General features: G+C 63.2%; 18 protein-coding genes. 8 read left to right on the top strand and 10 right to left on the bottom strand.

Features of this window, described 5'->3' with window-relative positions; genetic code table 11:
* Genes ACOKS3_RS05525 through ACOKS3_RS05510 form a run of 4 tightly spaced genes read right to left on the bottom strand, consistent with a single transcriptional unit; the run spans window position 1 to window position 5,467 of the window.
* Window positions 1–1,449 carry a GspE/PulE family protein gene (locus ACOKS3_RS05525; protein WP_103445483.1) on the bottom strand — a complete coding sequence of 483 codons (1,449 nt, stop codon included), beginning with the start codon at window positions 1,447–1,449 and terminating at the stop codon, window positions 1–3.
* Window positions 1,449–3,383: a type II secretion system secretin GspD gene (gspD, locus tag ACOKS3_RS05520; protein WP_374755343.1), complete on the bottom strand. Its 1,935-nt coding sequence runs from the start codon at window positions 3,381–3,383 to the stop codon at window positions 1,449–1,451. Before gspD ends, ACOKS3_RS05525 begins: the two co-directional genes overlap by 1 nt.
* A 21-nt stretch (window positions 3,384–3,404) precedes the next feature.
* Window positions 3,405–3,830 carry a pilus assembly protein PilZ gene (locus tag ACOKS3_RS05515; RefSeq protein ID WP_422763493.1) on the bottom strand — a complete coding sequence of 142 codons (426 nt, stop codon included), beginning with the start codon at window positions 3,828–3,830 and terminating at the stop codon, window positions 3,405–3,407.
* Window positions 3,827–5,467, bottom strand: a complete 1,641-nt coding sequence (locus ACOKS3_RS05510) for a bifunctional UDP-sugar hydrolase/5'-nucleotidase (RefSeq protein ID WP_422763494.1) — start codon at window positions 5,465–5,467, stop codon at window positions 3,827–3,829. The genes ACOKS3_RS05515 and ACOKS3_RS05510 overlap by 4 nt, the downstream gene beginning before the upstream one ends.
* A 224-nt stretch (window positions 5,468–5,691) precedes the next feature.
* Here ACOKS3_RS05510 and ACOKS3_RS05505 point away from each other — a divergent pair, with 224 nt between their 5' ends.
* Window positions 5,692–7,767, top strand: coding sequence for a PhoX family protein (locus ACOKS3_RS05505; RefSeq protein WP_422763495.1), 2,076 nt, complete (start codon window positions 5,692–5,694; stop codon window positions 7,765–7,767).
* Between the two features lie 58 nt (window positions 7,768–7,825).
* Here ACOKS3_RS05505 and gspK read toward each other — a convergent pair whose 3' ends face one another.
* Window positions 7,826–8,791, bottom strand: a complete 966-nt coding sequence (gspK, locus tag ACOKS3_RS05500) for a type II secretion system minor pseudopilin GspK (protein WP_103445487.1) — start codon at window positions 8,789–8,791, stop codon at window positions 7,826–7,828.
* Between the two features lie 145 nt (window positions 8,792–8,936).
* On the opposite strand from gspK, the gene tatA reads away from it, so the two are divergent.
* From tatA to ACOKS3_RS05480, 4 genes are all read left to right on the top strand, one after another.
* Window positions 8,937–9,170: a twin-arginine translocase TatA/TatE family subunit gene (gene tatA / locus ACOKS3_RS05495; RefSeq protein WP_103445488.1), complete on the top strand. Its 234-nt coding sequence runs from the start codon at window positions 8,937–8,939 to the stop codon at window positions 9,168–9,170.
* A complete protein-coding gene (gene tatB, locus ACOKS3_RS05490) occupies window positions 9,170–9,460 on the top strand; it encodes a Sec-independent protein translocase protein TatB (RefSeq protein WP_422763496.1) in 291 nt (96 codons plus the stop codon). Before tatA ends, tatB begins: the two co-directional genes overlap by 1 nt.
* Window positions 9,457–10,194: a twin-arginine translocase subunit TatC gene (gene tatC / locus ACOKS3_RS05485; protein WP_422763497.1), complete on the top strand. Its 738-nt coding sequence runs from the start codon at window positions 9,457–9,459 to the stop codon at window positions 10,192–10,194. The genes tatB and tatC overlap by 4 nt, the downstream gene beginning before the upstream one ends.
* Window positions 10,195–10,335: 141 nt before the next feature.
* Complete coding sequence (locus ACOKS3_RS05480) at window positions 10,336–12,372, top strand: HET-C-related protein (RefSeq protein ID WP_422763498.1); 2,037 nt, start codon at window positions 10,336–10,338, stop codon at window positions 12,370–12,372.
* A 41-nt stretch (window positions 12,373–12,413) separates the two neighbouring features.
* Here ACOKS3_RS05480 and ACOKS3_RS05475 read toward each other — a convergent pair whose 3' ends face one another.
* Complete coding sequence (locus tag ACOKS3_RS05475; RefSeq protein WP_103445492.1) at window positions 12,414–12,725, bottom strand: YqfO family protein; 312 nt, start codon at window positions 12,723–12,725, stop codon at window positions 12,414–12,416.
* Window positions 12,726–12,728: 3 nt separating this feature from the next.
* Window positions 12,729–16,625, bottom strand: a complete 3,897-nt coding sequence (gene purL, locus ACOKS3_RS05470; protein WP_103445493.1) for a phosphoribosylformylglycinamidine synthase — start codon at window positions 16,623–16,625, stop codon at window positions 12,729–12,731.
* 324 nt (window positions 16,626–16,949) lie between these two features.
* Between purL and mltF the strand changes: the two genes are divergently transcribed.
* Window positions 16,950–18,407, top strand: coding sequence for a membrane-bound lytic murein transglycosylase MltF (gene mltF / locus ACOKS3_RS05465; RefSeq protein ID WP_103445494.1), 1,458 nt, complete (start codon window positions 16,950–16,952; stop codon window positions 18,405–18,407).
* A gap of 6 nt (window positions 18,408–18,413) precedes the next feature.
* Here mltF and tadA read toward each other — a convergent pair whose 3' ends face one another.
* Together tadA and ACOKS3_RS05455 are read right to left on the bottom strand one after the other, a co-directional pair.
* Window positions 18,414–18,893: a tRNA adenosine(34) deaminase TadA gene (gene tadA, locus ACOKS3_RS05460; RefSeq protein WP_103445495.1), complete on the bottom strand. Its 480-nt coding sequence runs from the start codon at window positions 18,891–18,893 to the stop codon at window positions 18,414–18,416.
* Window positions 18,893–20,275: a multicopper oxidase family protein gene (locus tag ACOKS3_RS05455; RefSeq protein WP_103445496.1), complete on the bottom strand. Its 1,383-nt coding sequence runs from the start codon at window positions 20,273–20,275 to the stop codon at window positions 18,893–18,895. The genes tadA and ACOKS3_RS05455 overlap by 1 nt, the downstream gene beginning before the upstream one ends.
* A gap of 204 nt (window positions 20,276–20,479) precedes the next feature.
* Here ACOKS3_RS05455 and ACOKS3_RS05450 point away from each other — a divergent pair, with 204 nt between their 5' ends.
* Both ACOKS3_RS05450 and ACOKS3_RS05445 read left to right on the top strand, forming a co-directional pair.
* On the top strand, window positions 20,480–21,778 hold the full coding sequence (locus ACOKS3_RS05450; RefSeq protein WP_422763499.1) for a dermonecrotic toxin domain-containing protein: 1,299 nt from the start codon (window positions 20,480–20,482) through the stop codon (window positions 21,776–21,778).
* Window positions 21,753–23,138 carry a membrane-targeted effector domain-containing toxin gene (locus ACOKS3_RS05445; RefSeq protein WP_463581469.1) on the top strand — a complete coding sequence of 462 codons (1,386 nt, stop codon included), beginning with the start codon at window positions 21,753–21,755 and terminating at the stop codon, window positions 23,136–23,138. Before ACOKS3_RS05450 ends, ACOKS3_RS05445 begins: the two co-directional genes overlap by 26 nt.
* Before the next feature lie 39 nt (window positions 23,139–23,177).
* Here ACOKS3_RS05445 and guaA read toward each other — a convergent pair whose 3' ends face one another.
* Window positions 23,178–24,755: a glutamine-hydrolyzing GMP synthase gene (guaA, locus tag ACOKS3_RS05440; protein WP_079229545.1), complete on the bottom strand. Its 1,578-nt coding sequence runs from the start codon at window positions 24,753–24,755 to the stop codon at window positions 23,178–23,180.
* Window positions 24,756–24,784: the final 29 nt, after the last annotated feature.

The raw sequence follows: 24,784 nt of genomic DNA, 5'->3' as shown, positions 1-24,784 counted from the left end.
TCAGCCCTGCACCACGCGCAGCACTTCGGCGAGGCTGGTTTCACCGCGGGCCAGGCAGTCGCTGGCCATCGCCACCAGGCTTTGCCTGCGCTCGGCCAGGTAGCCCTGCATGGCCAGTTCACTGACGCCGTCGTACAGCAGGCCAACCAGGCCAGCGTCCAGCTCGATGAATTCGTAGAGCCCCAGGCGCCCGACATAACCACTGCCCTGGCACTGCTCGCAACCGACCGCGTGATAGCTGCTGTGCAGCGCCGCCAGCTCTGGCCACAAGGCACGCTCTGCCGGCTGCAACGGCTGTGCGACCGCGCAAGGGCACAGCCGCCTGACCAGGCGCTGGGCCAGTACCCCGCGCAGGCAAGAGGCGATCAGGAACGGTTCGATGCCCATGTCGCGCAAGCGCGTGACGGCGCCCACTGCGCTGTTGGTGTGCAGCGTCGACAGCACCAGGTGGCCGGTGAGGCTGGCTTGCACGGCAATCTGCGCGGTCTCTTGATCGCGGATTTCACCGAGCATGATCACGTCCGGGTCCTGGCGCAGGATCGCCCGCAGGCCGCTGGCAAAGGTCAGCCCGGCACGCGGGTTGATGGCGGTCTGGCCGATGCCGGCGATGGCGTATTCGACCGGGTCTTCGACGGTGAGGATGTTGCGGCTGCCATCGTTCAGGCTGTTGAGGCTGGCGTACAGCGTGGTGGTCTTGCCCGAGCCGGTCGGGCCGGTGGACAGGACGATGCCGTTGGGCCGCGCCAGGCAGCTGCGCAGGCCCTGCAGCACCGCAGCGGGCATGCCCAGGTTGGCCAGTGCCAGCAGGCTGGCCTGTTTGTCCAGCACCCGCATCACCACGCGCTCTCCATGAATGCCAGGCAAAGTCGACACCCGTACATCCACTTCCCTGCCAGCCGCTCGCAAGGTAATGCGGCCATCCTGGGGCTGGCGCTTCTCGGCGATATCCAGCCGCGCCATGACCTTGATCCGCGACACCAGCATTGCCGACAGCGCCCGTGGCGGGCGCAGCACCTCGCGCAGGTGGCCATCGACGCGCAGGCGCACCACCAGGCTCTGCTCGAAGGTTTCGATATGGATATCCGACGCACGCAGGCGCAGCGCCTGGCCGAACAGGCCGTTGATCAGGCGGATCACCGGGGCTTCATCGTCGCTTTCGAGCAGGTCCTCGATGCGCGGCATCTCGCTCATCAGGCTGTCCAGGTCGACCTGTTCGCCAATGCCTTCGATCAGTGCTTCAGTCACGCCTGCACCCGCTTCATAGAGCTGGCCAAGGCGCTCATCGAACGCCGCAGGCTCCAGGTACTCCAGCGCCATGGGCCGGCCATGCACGCGCAGCAGTTCCTGCAACTGGGCGCTGTCGGCGTCGCGACGCAACCACAGGCGCCAGCCTTCTTCGGCCGGGGCCATGGCCAGCCCGGCCTGGCGTGCCAGGCGATAGGGCAGCATCACCAGTTGCCGCCTTCGAGGCGTGCGCGGCTGGCGGGGAACACCTGCAGCAACGGGGTGCCTTCGGCCAGGTCGGGCAACTGCAGCGGCGTGGTCTGCTGCAGGGTGCGGTACTTGCCCTCGCTGAGGCGCGCGAGGCTCGGGCCGTCGCGCAGGATGCGCGGGCGAATAAATACCATCAGGTTCTGCTTGGTGTTCTTGCTGGCATCGGAACGGAACAGCCGGCCCAGGTAGGGAATGTCACCGAGCAACGGCACGCGCTGGTCGCTGGTGCTGAGCTCGTCGCTGATCAGGCCGCCGAGGATGACCAGGCCATTGTCCTCGACCATGACCTTGGTCTTGATCTCGCGCTTGTTGGTGATCACGTCACTGGCGGCGCGGGAGTCGGCGATCGACGAAACCTCCTGGACGATGTCCAGGCGTACGCTGTTGTCGACGTTGATCTGCGGCTTGATACGCAGCTTCACGCCGACTTCCTTGCGCTCGATGGTCTGGTAAGGGTTGGCATTGTTCTGGGTCACCGAGCCGGTCACGAACGGCACCTCCTGGCCAACCAGGATCGACGCCTCGGCGTTGTCCAGAGTCAGCAGGGTCGGCGTCGATAGCAGGTTGAAGCCGCTCTTGCCCTTGAGGGCGTTGATCAGCATGGCGAAGTTGAAACCGCCGCCGATATGGCCAAAGCCGGCCGTTGCACCGGTGGTGGTCGACAGCAGGTCGCCCAGTGCCTCGCTGTCGCCACTGGCTGCAGCGCCGGCGATGTTGGCAATGTTCACCCCGTTGCTGCCGAAGTTGACGATACCGGCGCCGAACTTCTCGTCGGCAAACAGCCACTGCACGCCCAGTTCCTGGGCCTGGATATCGGACACTTCGGCGATAATCGCCTCCACCACCACCTGGGCTCGGCGGATGTCCAGCTGTTCGACGATCGAGCGGTAGGCCGCCAGTTCGCTGTCGGGGCCGACCATGACCACGGCGTTGGTGCCCTCTTCATATTCCAGGCGGATGCCGGAGTCGCTGGCAGCCGCCATCACCGGCCGGTCTTTGCCCTCCCCTTCGCCAGCCGCTTCGCCGGGCACCGCGCCTTCCTGGCTGAGGCCGCGCAGCACCTTGACCACTTCGGCGGCATTGGCGTGGCGCAGGTACATGACTTGGGTGTTGCTGCTGTGCTGGTTGTCGCTGGGGCGGTCAAGCTGGCCGAGCAACGCCCGCACCCGCTCGGTGCTGCCACGTACCAGCAAGGCATTGCTGCGCGGGTCGGCGACCACCTGGGTGCTGTCGGCGCCCTGCTCGCGGGCCAGCAGGCGGGTGAGCAGTTGCGCGGTGTCGGCAGCGCTGGCATGGCGCAACGGCATGACCTGCAGCGGCTCGTCGCTCACCTGGTCAAGCTGGCGCAGCAGGCTGTCGATGCGCTCGAGGTTGCTGCGCCAGTCGGTGACCACCAGCAGGTTGGCTGCCGGATAGGGCGTGATCACACCGACGCGGGGGTCGATCAGCGGCTTGAGGATGCCGAGCATCTGCTCGCTGGCGGCATTGCGCACATTGAATACCCGGGTGGCCACGCCATCGCTACCCTGGCTCTGTTTACCCGCAGGCTCGACCGGCACCGGTTCCAGGCGCGCGGCCTGATCGGGGACGATCTTCACGCTGCCGTTGGGCAGGTCTACGGCGGCATAACCTTGAGCACGCAGTTGGGCGAGAAAGATGTCGTAGATGGCATCGGCGTCGTGGCGGTCGACGGTGCGCACGGTGACCTTGCCCTTGACCCGGGGGTCGACGATGAAGGTGGTGCCGGTGATGCGCGACACGCTGTCGATGAACTCGCCCAGCTCGGTGTCGACGAAGTTCACCTCGTAAACGGGCGTGCCGTTGTCATCGAAATTTTCCGGCTCTTCTGCCCAAGCGATTGACAGGCCCAGGCTCAAGGCTGCAGCAATGCAGTATCTGGCAAACATCATTCATCCTTGCCGCTTGAAGCCGGTCACGGCGGGGCGTGGCGGCCAGGGCAGGCGCTCGCGCCGCCCCTGGTTGTCGAAAATCAGGCCATCGGCGTCGATGTCCTGCAATACGATGCCCGGCGCCAGGCGTTGACCTCGGCCGAGGGTGCGGACCTGCTGGCCGTAGCGCAGCACCACCACGCTGGCCGACAAGGGCTGGGCCTTGAGGCCGCCGAGGTACTGCAACGGCAGGCGAGTGATGGCGATCGCGCCGTCATCGACCGCGGGCTGCCAGTGACCGATCAGCAGGCCTGGCAGTGGCAGAGCGGCGACCTGCGCCGGGCTGGCCGGTTGCGGCTGGCGCCCCAGTTGCAGCACGCACTGGGCGGCCAGCCAGCCGGCCAGCGTCAGCAGGCCGCCGGTCATCACGCGTGAAGCCAGGCTCACGAAACGGCCTGCCGCGGGTGCCAGCCTGGGTGGCCCTGCACGTAGCGCACCTCGGGCAGTTGCAGCGATGCCAATTGCCAATCGGCCTTCTGCCGCACAAGCCAGGCCTCGACCCGCTGCCACAGCGGTTCGCCCGCCTGGGTTTCGAACTGCAGGCCAAAGGTACGACACAGGCCCTGCACCGTTTCGATACCGCTGACGCGCTTGCCTTGCGGGCTGTAACTGACCCGCCAGGCCTGGCCCTGCCAGCGCGGCAGGTCCTGGCTGTTGTCGAGCAGCAGTGGGTCACCGAATAGTTGCTCGGCGGCGTTCTCCAGCACTTGTTCGACTTGCCGGGCCGGGGCCTCGACGACGGGCGCCGGGTAGCCACCGGTCAGGCTGATCAGGTGCTCGCGGGTAATCGCTTCGCCTGCCGCCAGGGGGTAGTCGTAACGCAGACCCGGGAGCAGCACCGGCATGCTGTTGTCATCGGCCAAGGCCTGGTGCAGCAGGCGGTCCCAGCTGCCGCCACGGGTGTCCCGGCGCCACAGGGCTTGCGGCGCGCGCGCCAGTGGCTGGTCGAGCCACGCCGCGTGGCCGGCACGTTGCTGGCGCAGTTCACCCTGCAACTGGCTGGCGCGCATCTGTGCAGCAGGCGACAGGTAGCGTTCAAAGGCCGGGAAGAACTGCCCGTCGAACTGCCATTGTCCGGCGACCTGCTGGCAACGCAGGCGGAATGCGCCGCTGCCGCGGCAGCCGGCAAACAGCACCGGCACCCGACGGCCACTGGCCTGGGTGGCTTGAACCGGTGCCGGCCACAGGTCCTGGCCACGGGCACAGAGCAGTACATCGGCTTGAGCCAGTCGCTCGGCCAGCCAAAGGCCCGGCCCGGTGCCGACATCGGCCATCGCCACGACCAGGTCGGCCTCGCGCCGCGCCTGCTCGAAGGTCGGCAGCAAGGATTGGTACCACTGTTTAAGGGAGGCCTTCTGGTCTTGGGCGTAGGGGTCGGTGACACCGACCACGGCGATGCGCGCCCCACCGCGCTCGAAGAGATGCAGCGGCTCAAGGTTCAGCGACTTGCGTTGAGCGTCCGCAAGCCCGGCACCGAGGGTGATCGCGCGAGACTGGCGGTAGAGCGCCGCGCTGCGCTGGGGCCAGAGCACGCGCTCATCGCTGCTGACCCGCGCTTCGCTGCCCAGCAACTGGCTGCCCTGCACGCCGCTTTCGCCCTGGGTGAGGTAGGCCAGGCCACTGCCGTTCCAGCCCTGGCCGTTTTCCAGAGTGAGGCTGTTGCCCGCACCGGCTTCGGTGCGCAGTTGCTCCAACAGTGCCCCCAGCACGGCGTAGCCGCCCAGCTTGATCCCGGCCGCCTGGTTGGCATCGAGCAGCGGTGCCAGCTGCGGATGTGCCAGGCTGGCACTGGCTCCGGTCATCCACGGTGCCCGGCCCAGGTGGCTGACTGGGCCCAGGCGCGTAGCCGGCACCACCGGCAGGCCGGGCTGGCGTGCATCCAGCGTGTCGGCGACATACAGCAGGTCCACACGGGCGCTGCCGCCACGTTGGCCTGGCAATGCAGAGCAGGCGCCGAGCAGCGGTGCCAATGCACCGACACCCATCCAGCTGATCAATTCGCGCCTGTTCACACTGCTTGCCATCGGGCCCGCCATCCTTATCCGAGTTCTCGTTGGGCCCCGGATGTTGCGGCGTAGGCATGACAGTTTGATGGCAAAAATCCGACAACCATTCCAAATTGGTCTGTCGGTATTTGTAATAAGAACTTACAGTTTTAAAAACCCGTTAATATTTCTGCCAATGAATCATCACAGTAGCGCCCTAAAGTCGCGGTTTCCTCCAACTCAGCCACTATAAGGACACCCTGATGAGTCGAGATACCGGCGATAACCTGGACCGCAACCAGAGCGGCAACCTGCCGATGGCCAGCGTCATGGACGCTTACCTGAGCCGTCGCAGCGTGATGCGCGGCAGCCTGGGCGCCGCCATCGCCATGATTGCCGGTACCGGCCTGACGGGTTGCTTCGACAGCAGCGGCGGCTCCGATGACGATCCGGTCACCCAGCCCCCCGTGACCGAGCCACCGGTGACCGAGCCTGAAGAGCCGAAACTGGCCTTGGGCTTCCAGTCCATCCCTGGCTCGCGTACCGATGCCTGTGTCGTCGCCGCAGGCTACAGCGCCTATGTCCTGGCCCCTTGGGGCACACCGCTGAACAGCAACGGCAACCCGTGGAAATCGGACGGCAGCAACACCTCGACCGACCAGGCCAATGCCATGGGCATGCACCACGACGGCATGCACTTCTTCCCGATCAACGGCAGCTCCGACGACGGCCTGCTGGCGATCAACTTCGAGTACATCGACACCGCAGCCCTGCACCCCAACGGCCCGACCACCGATACCAGCGGCAAGCGCCCGGCCGAAGAAGTGCGCAAGGAAATCAACGCCCACGGCGCTGGCGTGGTGCGCCTGCAGAAGGTCAACGGCCGCTGGCAGGTGGTCGACAACGACCCGCTCAACCGCCGCTTCACCACCGCTTCGCGCATGGAAATCACCGGGCCGCTGCGTGGCACTGACCACGTCAAGACCAAGTATTCGGTCGATGGCACCCACTGCCGCGGCACCAACAACAACTGCGGCAATGGCTACACCCCGTGGGGTACCTACCTGACCTGCGAAGAGAACTGGCCAGGCATCTTCGTCAACAAGGGCACCCGCCCGGAAGATCAGCGCCGCATCGGCGTGGGCACCTCCAGTGGCCAGTACAAGTGGGAAAGCGCTGCCGGTGACAGCAGCGAAGTGGACGATGAATTCGCCCGCTTCGACGTGACCGTCAAAGGTGCCACCGCCACCGACGACTACCGCAACGAAGCCAGCACCTATGGCTACATCGTCGAGATCGACCCGTACAACAGCAGCACCCTGGCCACCAAGCGCACGGCCCTCGGCCGCTTCCGCCATGAAGGTTGCTGCCCAGGCCTGCCAGTGGTCGGCAAGCCGCTGGTCTGGTACATGGGCGACGACTCCAACAACGAGTACCTGTACAAGTGGGTGTCCACGGCCGTATGGGATGCCGCCGACGCCAACCCGGCCGACCGCCTGGCCACCGGGGCCAAGTACCTCGATCACGGCAAGCTGTACGTCGCCCGCTTCAATGCCGACGGCACGGGCGTATGGCTGCTGCTCGACCTGAACACCGCCACCTCCGCCGGCAGCACACTCGGCGCGCTTTATGGTGACCTGGCCGGCATCATCCTCAACACCCGGGGTGCCGGCGATGCCGTGGGCGCCACGCCGATGGACCGCCCGGAGTGGACCGCAGTCAACCCGCTCAACGGCGACGCCTACCTGACCCTGACCAACAACAGCGCGCGTACCCCGGAAAAGGTCGATGCAGCCAACCCGCGCGGCCCGAACCGTCATGGCCACATCATCCGTTGGCACGACAGCGACGACCAGCTGAGCTTCACCTGGGACATCTTCGTGTTCGGCGCCAACGCTGCCGGTACCGCCGACATCAACCGCTCGGGCCTGACCGAACTCAACCAGTTTGCCAGCCCTGACGGCATGAGCTTCGATAGCCGTGGCGTGCTGTGGTTCGAGACCGACAATGGCGAAACCACGCTCACCGACTACACCAACGACCAGCTGCTGGCGGTGATCCCCACCGACCTGGTCGATGCCAGTGGCAAGCAGGTGCCGATCAATGCCCAGAACCAGACGGCCCTGCGCCGCTTCTTCGTCGGGCCGAACGGTTGCGAAGTGACGGGCATCAGCTTCACGCCGGACAACAAGACTTTGTTCATCAATATCCAGCACCCGGATAACTGGCCTTATACCGACAAGGCGACCGATGCGACTCCGGCCGGGGCCAAGGTACGGCCGCGGGCTACGACGGTGGTGATCCAGCGCGATGATGGCGGGGAAATCGGTACTGCCTGATTCTGCGCTGGCTGTACCGGCCTCTTGGCGGGCTTGCCCGCGAAGAGGCCGGTACAGGTTACCAAGCCATCGGCTCCCGGCTGCGCACCCGCACTTGTTGCGCCGGCACCCGCGCATGCCACTGCACCACGCCTAATGCCTCCACCTGAAACTCACTGCGCATCACCCTGCCCTGTTCCTCAAACGACAGCTGCAAGAGGTAATGCCCACTGTTGAGCAACAAGCCCTCGCTCAGCCGTTCGAACGTCTCGTCATCCACCGCCCCCAGCGCCTGGCGCAACGCCGATGCATCCTCGTACCCCGACGCCGGCCGCCCGCTGACAATGCGGCTGAGCAACGAACGTGGATAACGCCCCTCATACAATGCATCGAGCAACGGCAGGTGCTCCAACCCCAGGGCATTGGCATTCAGGCGCCAGCCAGTGGTCTGCGGCAAGGTACACAGCATCGGGTAGCGGCGATGACGGGTAGCGTCAGGTTCCAGCAGCAGGTTCAGCTCGCTGCTATCGAGCATCGGCTGGTTGGCTGCCAGACGTGGCGGTTGCTGGCGCAGGTACTGGGCGCTTTCGGCGCCTTGCAGACGGGCATCGCTGTCACTGTCGAGCCAGTCGGCCAGCGTATCTACCAGACGCTCGGCGGCCATGTCGTCACCCAGCAGGTGCTTCAGCTGGCGCTCAGCACGCTCGCCATCGGCTCCCAGTAGCGCATTCACATTGAAGCAGGTGTGCTGGTCACGCACCCGCAACTGCGCCTGTCCGGCGCCAAAGTCGTACTTTAGCGGTTGTCCGCGCATGGCTTGCCAGAACAACGGGCTAAGCCGCCAGGCGGGGTCACGCAGGGCCTGTTCGGCATAGGCCAGACCGGCCTGCTCCATGGCTCGCACCTGCACCCGCTGGCGCAACAGCTGCACCTCATCCACCTGACGGCGCCCATCCTCCACCAGCCAGGCCATACCTGCGGCGAGCATGGCCAGCACCACCATCACCATCAGCAGCGCTGCGCCCTGCTGCCGCCTGCCTCCCATCCCACGCCCCTTTTCAATCGGTGAAAAGCGCCAGTCAACACGCGGGTTGTTGCAGCCAGGTTGCAATAGCCTTGCAGTCATGTGGGCGTCATCTGCAATCGGCAGGATTGACCTTCATTTTCATGACCTTACAGGAGTGGTCGAAATGGGTGGCATCGGAATCTGGCAACTGGTGATCGTACTGCTGATCGTGTTTCTGCTGTTTGGCACCAAGCGCCTCAAGGGCCTGGGCAGCGATGTCGGTGAAGCGATACAGGGCTTTCGCAAATCCATGGGCGGCGACAATGACGTCAACGCGCCAGGTGCCGCTCAAGTACAACAACAACCACCGGTAACCGCCCAGGCCGCACAGCAGCCGCAAACGGATCGCCAAGCCTGATGTTCGAGATTGGCTTCAGCGAACTCTTGCTGGTAGGCATCGTTGCGCTGCTGGTGCTTGGCCCGGAGCGCCTGCCGGTCGCGGCGCGCACCCTGGGCCGTGGCCTGGGGCAGGCACGCCGGGCGATGAACGGGTTACGCGCGCAGATGGAGCGGGAGATCGATATGCCCAACCTGGACAGCGCACCCTTGCAGCGCCTGGAGCAGCAAATCCGCCAGGGGATCAGCCTCAAGGCGGAACCGGACAATGACAGCATCTCCGCCGCCGTTGCCCGGGAGAGCACCCCATGAGCATCACCCTGGACCCGGCAATGCCCTTGACCGACCACTTGCGCGACCTGCGCAAGCGCCTGGTACGCTGCCTCTTGTTACTGGCGTTGGTGTTCGGCGGCCTGTTCCCCTTCGCCCAGCATCTGTACACCTTCATCTCTGAGCCGCTGCGCCGCTTCCTGCCGGAAGGCGCCAGCATGATCGCCACCAGCGTGACCTCACCGTTCCTCGCGCCGTTCAAGCTGACGGCGATGTGCGCGCTGTTTGTCGCCATGCCGCTGTTGCTGCACCAGGCCTGGGGGTTTCTCGCTCCGGGCTTGTACCGCCGCGAGCGGCGCATCGCCCTGCCGTTGCTGATGTCGAGCATCGTGCTGTTCTATGCCGGCATGGCCTTCGCGTTCTTTTTGGTATTCCCGATGATGTTCGGCTTCTTTGCCAGCGTGACGCCGGATGGCGTGGCAATGATGACCGACATCAGCCAATACCTGGATTTCATCCTTGCACTGTTCCTGGCGTTCGGCCTGGCCTTCGAGATCCCGGTGGCAACCTTCATCGTGGTATGGGTCGGGCTTGCCGATGTGCCGACGCTGCGGCGCAGCCGGCCATTCGTGATCGTTGGCTGCTTCGTAGTAGGGATGATCCTCACCCCGCCGGATGTGTTCTCGCAGACCATGCTGGCGGTGCCGATGTGGATACTGTTCGAGGCTGGTTTGCTGGCGTGCAGCCTCCTCGGAAAACAGGAAAGTCAGGAGTAGAGTTCACCCTGTTTCTGCCAGTGCGAACATTCCAGTCGCGTATTCGACCAGCGCCGATTACCACTGGAAGGTATCCCGTATGCCTGTAGGTTCGCATACTAATCATGCTGTGCGCCCCGAAACTCCTTACGGTGCAACAGCATGTCTGTCCTTATCGATGCTCTGACTCAAGCGTCAGTTGAATGTGTTCATCCTCTCGACCAACTGACTGGCCTGGCAAAGAGCGCTGGCCAGCAAAAGTTCGCAAGGATCTTGAAGTCGATTTTCGGCCGGGAAGGGCCAGCTGAAGCCTATGCCAAACTGCACACTGATTTGTGTGACGGGGCGGTGGAACACCCCGTGTACAAAATCGTTAGCGATCCTACCGTTGCTGCCAGATATGACCGCGGTAGTCAGGTAATGGAGATTGACGCCTCAGCAGTCGAGCAAGCCTTAAGCCAACCACAGGCCACCGTTTCACTCCTGCTGGCTATATTCGGAGCGTTTGCTCATCACGTTGGGCAGTTGGTAGGTGCTGAGTTGTCCGAGGGCGAGCTGGAAAGCGTCAGCCAGAACTATACCAGCACACTGGCTCTTTTCGACCGCATGACAAAAAACGGCACAGTCATCGCAATCATCAACGGCGAAGGTGTTTCGGAAACACTTCTGCTGCAGTTGCAAAATCCCGACCAGGCCGGCGAAATCGATGGGCAGCCGATAAAGGAAAAGTTAGTGCCGACGCTGCGATTTGGGGCGGGGGAAGGGAGTGGCGCTGAGGGGTCATTCGGCCATGAATCCATCGAAAGAGCCTTGGCAACTGCAGGCTTCACACCGGAACAGCGCAAGGCGATCTATTTTGGTAATTGGCTACGTGATTACTCGCAACTGTTAGATCCGAAGCTTGTTCGAGCCCCCCATGAAACCAAGGACTTCCCGCGAAAATTATCCAGAGCCTCGCTGACTGAACTTGTGGATCTGCTCGCCTTAAAGGAATTCCATCAACTCCAAGAAACCGATGAAGGTCGCAAAGCCTACACCGTCAACGCGAGCATGTTGGGGGTCTATCGGCCTTCCGAGCATATCGACAACCCGCTGACACTCGATGAAGGTAATGACCCACAATCGGTCGACCCAGACTTCGAACCTGTGGTCGGGGCGGATCACCCACTGATGGAGTTGGACGGCGAAGGGTCCAAGTATCGTTATTTCGAAAGCGCCCAAGCCTACATGTACCAGAAGCTCATGGACGCTTCGGTCGCGGGCCCGACGCCAGAAGGAATGCGATACTTCGGAGAAGGATTGCACGTATTGGAAGATCTTTTCGCCCATTCCAATTTTGCCGAACTCAGCCTGCGCAAGACAGGACACTCCGATGTGCTGGTCTGGACGCTGGAGAAAGAATGCAAACACAAATGGCCTTTGGTTACCGGCCTGTTCTCTGGCACCGACATCCTTGGCAGCGTACTCGAACCGATTGGCAAGTTTCTTTTCCCATCCGATAGCCTTGCATACGAGCCTACCCACCCGGGTGATCGCAGTGATACTGAGCGCATGCTTTTGATCCTGCTCAAGGAGCACGAGGATCCTGAATGGCTAGCAGCGTTGGAAGGCTACTTGGCGCTTCGCGATCAAGCCGCTGAACAGCCATGGTTCAATGCCTTGGAGAAGACCAATCATTTCGCCAAGCTTCCAATCAAGGCTGTCAGCCATGTGATCGACCTTGTCTTCCAGAAATTGCTGACATGGGCTGGCGACAGCGTCGATGATCTGCAATTGCTGTTAGGCAAAGATCCGAACATTGACGACAACACCCACCCAACCCATTCACAACTGGCAAAGGACCACGATACCCATCCGTTTCACGGATTGTCGGTACTGTTGGCACAGTATGCAGTCGAGGATGTTGGACGTTCGATGTTCCAGTATTGGCAAGGAGACACAGCGAGGGACCCAGCGACGTTGGCGAAGAGCTACTTTACGCATCCCGCTATCGCTGATTGGCAAGACGATATTGTCCAGGCCTGGGCGCACATGAATGGGGACAAAATCAGGGAAGGATGTTCGAACGCAAGCCTGAGTGAACGGCGCAGAAGCTACGAGCAAGCCGCCAAGGAAAGGCTCAAAAGGCTTGAAGAATCCAACCCTTTATCCTTGATCGAAGATCAGGAAACGCTCACAAACCTGTTTCCGTTCGGCTGAAGCACAGGCTTAGCCTTATCGACAGCAGCTGCGCACTGCGCTTAGAAACTCAGCAAACGCCAGACCTCATAGGCTGGCGTCTGGTACGGGTGGCTCTGCTTGAGGGCAGCGACGACCTGAGCGATCAGGTCGTCGGCCACCACCAGCTCCACCTTCCATTCCTCAACCACCTCGACCTGGCCAGTCTGCCCGAGGAACGGCTGGCTGCCGTCCAACGGGCGGAACTGGCCTTGGCCCAGGGTCTGCCAGGCGCAGTGGTCGTAGTCGCCGATACGCCCGCCACCGGCGGCGAACACGGCGGCCTTGACCACGTCAACATGGCTGGCCGGGACGAAGAAGGCGAGCTTGTACACGCCTTAGTTCACCCAAACGCGGGCGTTGCGGAACATACGCATCAGCGCGGCGTCTTCCTGCCACTCATCCGGGTGCCAGGAGTTCTGCACGGCGCGGAACATACGCTCCGGGTGCGGCATCATGATGGTCACGCGGCCGTCGCGGCTGGTCAGGCCGGTGATACCACGCGGCGAGCCGTTCGGGTTGGCCGGGTAGGCTTCGGTGACCTTGCCGTGGTTGTCGACGTAGCGCAGGGCCACGCAACCGGACAGGTCGGCTGCCAGCAGTGCTTCTTCGCTGGCGAACTCGGCATGGCCTTCGCCGTGGGCGATGGCGATCGGCATGCGCGAACCGGCCATGCCCTGCAGGAAGATGGAGTTGGACTTCTGCACCTCGACCATGGCCACGCGCGCCTCGAACTGTTCCGAGCGGTTGCGCACGAAGTGCGGCCAGTGCTCGGTGCCCGGGATCAGCTCGTGCAGGTTGGACATCATCTGGCAACCGTTGCACACGCCCAGGGCGAAGCTGTCGCTACGTTCGAAGAAGGCCTGGAAGGCATCGCGAGCGCGGCTGTTGAACAGCGCCGACTTGGCCCAGCCTTCACCGGCACCGAGCACGTCACCGTAGGAGAAACCACCGCAGGCGACCAGGCCCTTGAAGGCTTCGAAGTCGACACGGCCAGCGAGGATATCGCTCATGTGCACGTCGATGGCGGCAAAACCTGCGCGGTCGAAGGCGGCAGCCATCTCGACCTGGCCGTTGACGCCCTGCTCACGCAGGATCGCCACTTGCGGGCGCACGCCCTTCTTGATGTACGGCGCGGCAATGTCGTCGTTGACGTCGTAGCCCAGCTTGACCGACAGGCCTGGGTTTTCCTCCTCGAGCAGCAGGTCGAATTCCTGGTCGGCGCAGTCGGCGTTGTCGCGCAGGCGCTGGATCTGGTAGCTGGTCTCGGCCCACTGGCGCTGCAGCATGCGACGGTCGTCGTCGAACAGCACTTCGCCATTGAGGCTGATGGACACTTCAGCGTTGTTGACCGGCTTGCCGATTACCGCAACGCACTCACCCAGGCCAGCAACGCTGAACTGCGTCAACACGTCCGGGGTGGCGTCCTGGCGGACCTGGATGACCGCGCCCAGCTCTTCGTTGAAGAGGATGGCGGCCACGTCGGCCTTGCTGTCGGTCAGCGGGTCTAGCTGCAGGTCGAGGCCGCAGTGGCCGGCGAAGGCCATTTCCAGCACGGTGGTCAGCAGGCCACCGTCAGAACGGTCGTGGTAGGCCAGCAGGTGGCCATCGGCGTTCAGGCCCTGGATCACGGCGAAGAACGCCTTGAGGTCTTCGGCGTCGTCGACGTCCGGTGCCTGGGCTGCGATCTTGCCGTAGGTCTGGGCCAGGATCGAGGCGCCCATGCGGTTCTTGCCGCGGCCCAGGTCGATCAGGATCAGGTCGGTCTCGCCCTTGTCCATGCGCAGTTGCGGGGTCAGGGTCTGGCGAATGTCGGTGACCGGGGCGAAGCCGGTGATGATCAGCGACATCGGCGAGGTGACGCTCTTCTCGACGCCCTCTTCGCTCCACTTGGTCTTCATCGACATCGAGTCTTTGCCGACCGGAATAGTGATGCCCAGCTCCGGGCACAGCTCCATGCCGACAGCCTTGACGGTGTCGTACAGGCGCGCGTCTTCACCCGGGTGGCCAGCGGCAGACATCCAGTTGGCCGACAGCTTGATGTCGGACAGTTTCTCGATGCGCGAGGCCGCCAGGTTGGTGATGGTCTCGCCGATCGCCATGCGCCCGGACGCCGGGGCGTCCAGCAGAGCCAGCGGGGTACGCTCGCCCATGGCCATGGCTTCGCCGGTGTAGACGTCGAAGCTGGTGGCGGTGACAGCGCAGTCGGCTACCGGGACCTGCCACGGGCCGACCATCTGGTCGCGGGCAACCAGGCCGGTGATGGTACGGTCGCCGATGGTGATCAGGAAGCTCTTGCTGGCTACGGCCGGGTGGTTCAGCACGCGCTGGACGGCGTTGTCCAGATCCAGCTCGCTCGGGTCGAAATCATCGCCCAGCTCGGCTTCGCGGGTGACCGAACGGTGCATGCGTGGCGGCTTGCCCAGCAGTACGTCGAGCGGCATGTCCACCGGGGTGTTGCCGAAGTGGCTGTCGCTGACGGTCAGGTGCGGCTCTTCAGTGGCCTCACCGACCACGGCAAACGGGCATCGCTCGCGCTCGCAGATGGCCTGGAAGCGCTCGAAATCGACGGCGCTGACGGCCAGTACGTAACGCTCCTGCGATTCGTTGCTCCAGATTTCGTGCGGGGCCATGCCCGGCTCGTCGTTGGGCACGTTGCGCAGTTCGAAGCGGCCACCACGGCCACCGTCGTTGACCAACTCCGGGAAGGCGTTGGAGATACCACCGGCACCGACGTCGTGGATGAAGGCGATCGGGTTCTTGTCACCCAGCTGCCAGCAGCGGTCGATGACCTCCTGGCAACGGCGCTCCATTTCAGGGTTTTCGCGCTGTACCGAGGCGAAGTCCAGGTCAGCCGAGCTGGCACCGGTGGCCACCGAAGAAGCGGCACCGCCGCCCAGGCCGATCAGCATGGCCGGGCCGCCGAGCACGATCAGCTTGGCGCCGACGGTGATCTCGCCCTTCTGCACGTGATCTTCACGGATGTTGCCCATGCCGCCAGCAAGCATGATCGGCTTGTGGTAGCCGCGCACTTCTTCACCGTGCGGGGTGTCGATGGCCTGCTCGAAGGTACGGAAGTAGCCGGTCAGGGCCGGGCGACCGAATTCGTTGTTGAACGCGGCGCCGCCCAGCGGGCCTTCGATCATGATGTCGAGGGCGTCGACGATGCGCTCAGGCTTGCCGTAGGCCTGCTCCCATGGCTGCTCGAAGCCCGGGATACGCAGGTTGGACACGGTGAAGCCGGTCAGGCCGGCTTTTGGCTTGGCGCCACGGCCGGTCGCGCCTTCGTCGCGGATTTCGCCGCCGGAGCCGGTGGAGGCGCCGGAGAACGGGGCGATGGCAGTCGGATGGTTGTGCGTCTCGACCTTCATCAGGATATGCACCGGCTCCTTCACCGCACCGTACTGGCGGGTTTCAGGGTTCGGGAAGAAGCGCCCGGCAACACTGCCGACGATCACCGAGGCGTTGTCCTTGTAAGCCGACAACACGCCTTCGTTGTGCATCTGGTAGGTGTTCTTGATCATGCCGAACAGGCTCTTTTCCTGAGCCTGGCCGTCGATGTCCCAACTGGCGTTGAAGATCTTGTGGCGGCAGTGCTCGGAGTTGGCCTGGGCGAACATCATCAGTTCGATGTCGTTCGGATTGCGCTTGAGGCCCTGGAAGGCGTTGACCAGGTAGTCGATCTCGTCTTCGGCCAGGGCCAGGCCCAGGTCGATGTTGGCCTGGGCCAGTGCCTCGCGGCCACCTTCAAGGATGTCGACCGAGGTCATCGGCTTGGGCTGGGCGTGGCTGAACAGGTCGGCTGCCTGCTCCAGCTTGGCCAGCACGCGCTGGGTCATGCGGTCATGCAGTTCGGCAGCGATCAGCTCGGCGTCGGCGTCACTCAGGTTGCCGGCCACGTAGTAGGCGATGCCGCGCTCCAGGCGCTGGATCGACTGCAGGCCGCAGTTATGGGCGATGTCGCTGGCCTTGCTGGCCCATGGCGAGATGGTGCCCAGGCGCGGCACGACCAGGAACAGGCGGCCGGTCGGCTCCTGTACCGGCACGCTCGGGCCGTATTTGAGCAGACGGCCCAGCACCTGCTGCTGGTCGGCGGTCAGCTCACCGTCAACGTCGGCGAAGTGGGCAAATTCGGCATACAAACCAGTAACAGCGGGGACTTTCTGGCTCAGTTGCTCAAGTAATTTACCGTGGCGAAAGGCAGAAAGGGCAGGAGCGCCGCGCAGGATCAACATCGTCGGGACAGCCTCAGGAAGGGGTGTGCTTAGAGGCCGTGCATTCTAGCCTAATTCAACGGCTTTCGGCACCCGCTCTACACCATGGCTGCCGGGCGGCGGAACCGGACTTCGGGGTCAAATTTGAGAGGGGTTCGCCTTGAGTGATTCAACGCCCGTGAGATCGAGCGCCGCGCGGGCGGCGCTCGATCTCACAGACGCCAAACATCTCAAGGCGGGCCCTGGTGGCCTTGATGCAATCCCCCCAACCACACAACTCGCTACCAGACAAGCTAACAGTTGTCGAGATATGGCTGGGCCAGTCCTTTGCGTATACTGCAACCTATGTTCGCCCACACTGCTTTGCGCCAACGTTGCGCCAGATGGCTAATCGCAACCGGACTCTTTCTGCTGCTCGGTGCCTGCGTTGAAAAACCCAGCACCCTCGAGCGAGTGAAGGAGGACGGTGTGCTGCGCGTGATCACCCGCAACAGCCCGGCCACCTACTTCCAGGACCGCAACGGCGAAACCGGCTTCGAGTACGAGCTGGTTCAGCATTTCGCCGACGATCTCGGCGTCAAGCTGCAGATCGAGACCGCTGACAACCTCGACGAACTGTACGACTCGCTCGGCAAACCTTCCGGCCCTGTGCTGGCGGCGGCCGGCCTGGTCAGCAGTGACCGGCGCAAGGCGCAGGTCAAGTACTCGCACCCTTACCTGGAAGTGACCCCGCAGGTCATCTACCGCAACGGCCGTCCGCGCCCTACCGATGCCAAGGGCCTGGTCGGCAAGAAGATCATGGTGCTCAAGGGCAGCAGCCACGCCGATCAGCTGGCCGAACTGAAAAAACAGTATCCGGGCCTGGAATACGAGGAATCCGACGCGGTCGAAGTAGTCGACCTGCTGCGCATGGTCGATGAAGGGCAGATCGACCTGACCCTGGTCGACTCCAATGAACTGGCAATGAACCAGGTGTACTTTCCCAACGTGCGGGTCGCCTTCGACCTAGGCGACACCCGCGACCAGCGCTGGGCGGTGGCAGCCGGTGATGACAACAGCCTGCTCAACGAGATCAACGAATTCCTCGACAAGGCACAGAAGAACGGCACCCTGCAGCGCCTGAAGGACCGTTACTACGGCCATGTCGACGTCCTTGGCTACGTCGGTGCATACACCTTCGCCCAGCACCTGCAGCAGCGCCTGCCCAAGTACGAGAAGCACTTCAAGAGTTACGCCAAGGTCGAACAGGTCGACTGGCGCCTGCTGGCAGCCATCGGCTACCAGGAATCGATGTGGCAGCCTGAAGTCACCTCCAAGACCGGCGTGCGCGGCCTGATGATGCTGACCCAGCGCACGGCCCAGGCCATGGGCGTCTCCAACCGCCTGGACCCGAAGCAAAGCATCCAGGGCGGTGCCAAGTACTTCATGAAGATCAAGGAAGAGCTCGACGACAGCATCAAGGAGCCAGACCGCACCTGGTTCGCCCTGGCCGCCTACAACGTCGGCACCGGCCACCTGGAAGATGCCCGCACCCTGGCCAAGCGCGAAAAGCTCAACCCGAACAAGTGGCTGGACGTGAAGAAGATGCTGCCGCGCCTGGCCCAGAAGCAGTGGTACCGGCAGACCAAGTACGGCTATGCCCGCGGCGGCGAGCCCGTGCACTTCGTGGCCAACATCCGCCGTTACTACGACATCCTCACCTGGGTGACCCAGCCGCAGCTCGAAGGCCAGGTGGCCGAGGGCAACCTGCATGTGCCCGGGGTGAACAAGGACAAGCCGGCGGATCAGTCGCCGCCGATGTAAGCCAAGTCAGGCCTTGGCCCGTCGGGCCTTGAAGAAGTCACTTAGGATCTGCCCGCACTCCTCCGCCAGCACCCCGCCCTCCACCATCACTCGATGGTTGAGAAAGCCCTGCCCAAAGAACTGCCCTTGGCTCTGCACGATGCCCGCCTTGGGCTCCAGTGCGCCATACACCACCCGCATCACCCGCGAATGCACGATCAGCCCTGCACACATGCTGCACGGTTCCAGGGTCACGTACAGGGTGCTGCCGGGCAGGCGGTAGTTGCTGGCAGCCTTGGCTGCCGCGCGAATGGCGACCATCTCGGCGTGGGCGCTGGGGTCGCTGTCGACAATTGGCCGGTTGAAGCCCTGGCCGATCACCTGCCCATGCTGCACCAGCACCGCGCCCACCGGCACTTCGCCCATGGCCGCGCCCTCGGCGGCCAGTGCCAGGGCCAGGCGCATGAATTCCTGATCGCGGCTGCGATCGATGATCTGCGGGCGCATCAGACCACCGCGATCGCGGCCATCAGGCCGGTTTCCATGTGGTCGATGACGTGGCAGTGGAACATCCAGGTGCCTGGGTTATCCGCCACCAGTGCGACCTGGGCACGCTCGTTCTTGCCCAGCAGGTAGGTATCGGTGAAGTAAGGTTCGGGGATTTGTCGGCGATTGGAGCCGATCACCTTGAAACTCATACCGTGCAGGTGGACCGGGTGCTGATACTGGGTCATGTTCTTCAGCTCAAAGATGTAGCTCTTGCCCTTCTTCAGCGTGGCGATCGGCCGGTCGGCGCAGGTCTTGTCGGTGATGTCCCAGGCCTGGCCGTTGATCTGCCACATGCTCGACGGTTTGTCCGGATCGTCGTTGACCGAGACAGTCGCCGCCCATTCGAAATTGAAGTTCAGCTTCTCGGCATTCTCCAGGTCCGGCTCGGCGATCGGGTTAGCCGGCAGGGCCTTGGGCCACTCGCCCGGTGCTTCGGTGCTGGTCACCGAGCGCAAGGTGCCCAGGCGCACGAAACCGTCGCGCAGGGAAATTTCCTCGCCCGCCTCGGGAATGCGGATGGCCAGGCAGATGCGCATGCCCGGGCCGAGCCAGTATTCATCATCCAGTGGCCGAGGGGTCACCGGGTTACCGTCGAGGGCATAGATTTTCGCCTCGCAGTTACCCTTGAGATTGAGGCGATAGGTCCAGGTGTTGTCCAGATTGAGCAGGCGCACGCGCACCACCTGCCCGGCCGGCAGCTCGGTGACCGAGTCGGCCTGGCCATTGATGGTGATCAGCCGCCCGGCAGTACCGTTGCGTGCGGCCTCGCGGGGGATGCTGAAAGGCAGCCAGGCGCCCTGCTCGTCCACGTGCCAGTTTTTCAGGCTGAGCGTGCGCTCATGCTGGAAGCCGGTCGGTTCGCGCTCCTCGACGATCAGCGGGCCCACCAGGCCGCGCCCAAGCTCCTCGGAGCTGCTGACATGGGGGTGATACCAGTAACTGCCAGCATCCGGCACACGGAACTTGTAGTCAAAGTACTCACCCGGCTTGACCGGCAACTGCGAAACGTAGGGCACGCCGTCCATTTCCAGCGGGAGGCGGATGCCATGCCAGTGGATAGTGGTTTCCACCGGCAGGTGGTTGATGAAGCGCACCCGCAGCCAGGTGCCCTGGCGCACTCGCAACTCGGTACCTGGCGCCGAGGGGCCGAAGGCCCACGCCTCGGTCTTGAAGCCCGGCACCAGTTCGACGTCCAGCGGTGCCGCGATCAGTTCGTAGTCATGCCCGGCGTTGTCGTCCTCGACCTTGCCCAGCCAGTAACGTGCCGCGCCACCGGCGCCCAGGCCAACCACAACCAGGCCGGTCAGGCCTTTGAGCATTTGTCGACGGGTGAAGGACATCGGTGCGGGTACCTCGTGTTCTGCGCAATCAAGCTGCCAGCACGGCTGACGGTGAAGGGCGAATACGATACACCTGCATTTGCGAAAGATTAAGTGAAGGATTGTCAGAAATTCTTCAAGGTCGGCCTCCAAGTGATATGTAACTCACGCAAGATGCCCTCCCGTTTCACATTGCCCCCTTTGGTCACGATGTGAGATTCGCAAATGCCCCTGAACGAACAACAACAGCACGACCTCAATGCGCTGAGCGACATTGCCGAGCAAGTTGGCCGCACTTGTCCTGACCTGCGCCAGCGGGCACGTGATGTAGCCCTGCAGTTACTTGAGCAGCAAGGGCTTGGCGCGCTTGAGCCCGACTCCGTCTACTTCCATCGTTTTCACGCCACTTCGAGCAGCCCGCTCACATTCAACGGTTGGCAGCACCATGAACGGCCTTACCAGACGCTGACGCTGCCGCAACTGGTGATGGCGCGTTTCAACCCAGCCGAGCAGGAAGCCAGCGACCTGCTCGACCAGTTCACCGGTTTCTACTCCAGCGGGCCAGCCTGCGAGCGCTTTGACGAATCGAACGAGATACGACTCGCCCCCAGGAGTGTGATGACGAGGTTTTGGGAAATCGACTTCAGCAGTGACTTCCATGCTCGTATATCGCGCTTCTGGCAACAGCATGCCGACGATTACCGGACACTGGCCAAGGCATCGTTCCTGAGTAAAGTTGTGGAAGTGTGCGCCCATGCCCCCGGTAGCGCTCTGGCCAAGCGAGCCTTGAGTGCCGCGCACGCTCTGACCGGCATTCAGCGTTGGCCTGTCTCGTTGTCCCTCCTTCGCGAACAGTTCACACGCGCTGCCGCGCCGCGCCTGCACAGCTTCGACATTGGCGGCCACATCGCCAGCGACATACTCCGGCTGGTCCTGGAAGACGGCAGCCAGCTGCTCTATATTCCCGGTGAGGATCAGGCTCTGCACCTGTTCGCCAATGACCGCGAACTGTATGGCTGGGTGCTGGCGCAGACACGAGACAGGCTTGATCGCGCTCGTTTCCTCAGCCATTTCCCATTGGCCAGCCACGCTGAAAACGATCCTGACATCGGTCTCCACCACTTGCTGGATGTCATGCGCAAGCAGTGGGACGCTATTGACCCACCTGGGCTCAATACGCTCGCCACCCCGCTCCAGCAGGATGCCTTCACCTGGCTAAGCGACAGCGCACGACAGCGCACGACAGCGCATGCTCGCAGATGCCCACTTCGCCCTGCGCTCGAATGCCGACTTGCGCAAGCAACGCTGGATCAGTTATTTGCAGAGCTTCGGCAGAGTCTTCGGGCCGCTGGCAGTGCTGGGCTGGCCTGTAGCACTGGCAGCTACCGGCGCCGGGCTGGCCGAGACCGGGCTGGATATCGATCAGGCAATCAACGGCCATACCACGGCAGAGCGGCAATCCGGCTTCGTTGCGGCAATCCTCTGCGCCATCAACACCTTGTTCAACGCCAGCCTGCTACGTGAAGCAGGGCTGAACGTCGACGGCGAGATGCGCCTGCCTGAAACAGACGAGGCAACAGCGCTGCCCGAACCGGAGCCCGGAAATGCCACGGCGGGCGAACTGCTGGCGTGGGTACCCGAGGCATACGCCCCATCGGAGCCCGGGAAGCTGCTGGAAGCCCTCGAGAACAACGACATACTTTCCTCGGTACCCGGTGATATTCGTTTCCAGGGCGTCATCATGGAAAGAGGCAAACATTACGCAATGGTTGGCGACCTGACCTACCAAGTGCGCTTTATCGGTGAGCTCGACACCTGGGCCATCATCGATCCGGAAAACCCATTCTCATTCACCCAGACCATGCCTCTGCGGCTCGACGCAGACGGTAACTGGAAGATCGCCGAACGTTTGCGTCTCAACGGTGGAACACCTCGCTTCCTGCTCAAGGCCTGGGGCAGGCTCCACCCAAGGCCGAAGCTGCCGGCGCTGGAGCCGACGCCCTACGAAGTGCCGCACGCTCAAGCAACGGCCCTGAGGGAAGCGGCCAATGGCGATCAGGACATTGCCCTGACCTACAACGCCGAACCGCCCTACAGGCTCTACAGGAAATTGCGCGATGACCTGGCTGCCGATGCCCGGCAATTTTTCCTCAACTTCGAACCACGTCCGCGTCCGCAACTGGCAGAGCTGCCCCTGGCCGCGCCGACAAGCCCCTTTTTCCGTGAACTTTACCGCCACAGCGAAGGCCTGGTGGTTGGCGAATCACATGTCGAGCGCGGTGCCCGGCAGTTCCTTGTCAGCAACATGGGCCAATTGCACAAGGCAGGCGTGAAGGTCATCTACCTGGAACACTTCCTGACCGACTTCCACCAGGCAGAACTCGACCTGTTCAACCAGACCGGCACATTGCCGGAAGCACTCAGGCAATATGTGGCAGACCTGGACGCCCTGGCCAGCCAGTTCGAGGTCACACCCTACACCCTGAAAAAAGTGCTGTATGCAGCCCATGCGCAGGGCGTACGGGCTCAGGCCATCGACTGTCTGGCGTCCTATCGTCAAGCCTGGCACGAAAAGCCCTCCTCCACGATTCGTCAGGAAATGATGAACTTCTTCGCCCATCGGGTCATTGCCATCGACCAGGCAAGCCGCGGCCCTTCGAAGTGGGTTGCTCTGGTCGGCAACTCACATGCCAATAACTTCATGGGCATTGCAGGACTGGCTGAAATGGAGGGCGCCATCGGGCTGCGCGTGGAGGACATCGAGGTGGGCCAGAGCGGCGGAATAGGTGTCGATCCCGGACATACCTTCGAAGAGGATGGTATGGCGGCATGGATCAAGAGCGATTTGCGCTTGCAAGTGCCCATCAGCCGACCCTGGATGTAGAGACGACAAGGGCGCCTTGCGGCGCCCTTGTGGCTCAACTCATTCCCACTCGATGGTGGCCGGTGGCTTGCTCGACACGTCGTAGGTGACGCGGGAGATACCGTCGATTTCGTTGATGATACGGCCGCTGACGGTTTCCAGCAGCTCGTACGGCAGGTGTGCCCAACGCGCGGTCATGAAGTCCACGGTCTCGACGGCACGCAGCGCGACGACCCAGGCGTAGCGACGGCCGTCGCCGACGACGCCGACCGACTTGACCGGCTGGAACACCACGAATGCCTGGCTGGTCTTGTGGTACCAGTCGGCCTTGCGCAGTTCTTCGATGAAGATGTGGTCGGCGCGACGCAGGATGTCGGCGTATTCCTTCTTAACTTCACCGAGGATGCGCACGCCCAGGCCCGGGCCCGGGAACGGGTGGCGGTAGACCATGTCGTACGGCAGGCCCAGCTCCAGGCCGATCTTGCGCACTTCGTCCTTGAACAGTTCACGCAGCGGCTCGACCAGCTTGAGGTTCATTTCCTCCGGCAGGCCGCCCACGTTGTGGTGCGACTTGATCACATGGGCCTTGCCGCTCTTGGCGCCGGCCGACTCGATCACGTCCGGGTAGATGGTGCCCTGGGCGAGGAACTGGATGTTGTCCAGCTTGCTGGCTTCGGCATCGAAGATGTCGATGAAGGTACGGCCGATGATCTTGCGCTTCTTCTCCGGGTCGGCTTCGCCTTCCAGGTTGTCGAGGAACTGCTTTTCAGCGTCGGCGCGGATCACCTTGACGCCCATGTTCTCCTTGAACATGGCCATCACCTGGTCGCCTTCGTGCAGGCGCAGCAGGCCGTTGTCGACGAAGACGCAGGTCAGCTGGTCACCGATGGCGCGGTGCAGCAGCGCGGCAACAACCGAGCTGTCAACGCCGCCGGACAGGCCCAGCAGGACGTTGGCCGAGCCGACTTGCTCACGTACCTGAGCGATGGCGTCTTCGACGATGTTGGACGGGGTCCACAGGGCTTCACAGCCGCAGATGTCCTGCACGAAACGGGACAGGATGCGACCGCCCTGCTTGGTGTGGGTCACTTCCGGGTGGAACTGCACGCCGTAGTAGCCGCGCGAATCGTCGAACATGCCGGCGATCGGGCAGCTCGGGGTGCTGGCCAACACGTGGAAGTTGCCTGGCATCTGGGTGACCTTGTCACCGTGGCTCATCCACACGTCCAGGCCCAGTACGCCGTCGTCGTCGACGTGGTCTTCGATACCGTCGAGCAGGCGGCTCTTGCCGACCACATCGACGCGGGCATAACCGAACTCACGCAGGTCGGAACCTTCGACCTTGCCGCCCATCTGCTCGGCCATGGTCTGCATGCCGTAGCAGATACCCAGCACTGGCACGTTCAGGTCGAACACCGCCTGCGGGGCACGTGGGCTGTTGGCTTCGTGGACCGACTCGGGGCCGCCGGCGAGGATGATGCCGCGCGGGTTGAATTCGCGAATCGCTTCATCGTCCATGTCGAACGGGTGCAGCTCGCAGTACACGCCGATTTCGCGCACGCGGCGGGCGATCAGCTGGGTGTACTGGGAACCGAAATCGAGGATCAGGATGCGGTGAGCGTGAATGTCGAGGGCCATGACTCAATCTCGTCAGTGGAAATCGGAAA

The sequence above is a fragment of the Pseudomonas sp. HS6-2 genome (assembly GCF_049325675.2).
Taxonomy (GTDB): Bacteria; Pseudomonadota; Gammaproteobacteria; order Pseudomonadales; family Pseudomonadaceae; genus Aquipseudomonas; species Aquipseudomonas putida_N.
The sequence above is the reverse complement of the archived record's forward strand: the minus strand, read 5'-3'. Positions and strand labels throughout refer to the sequence as shown.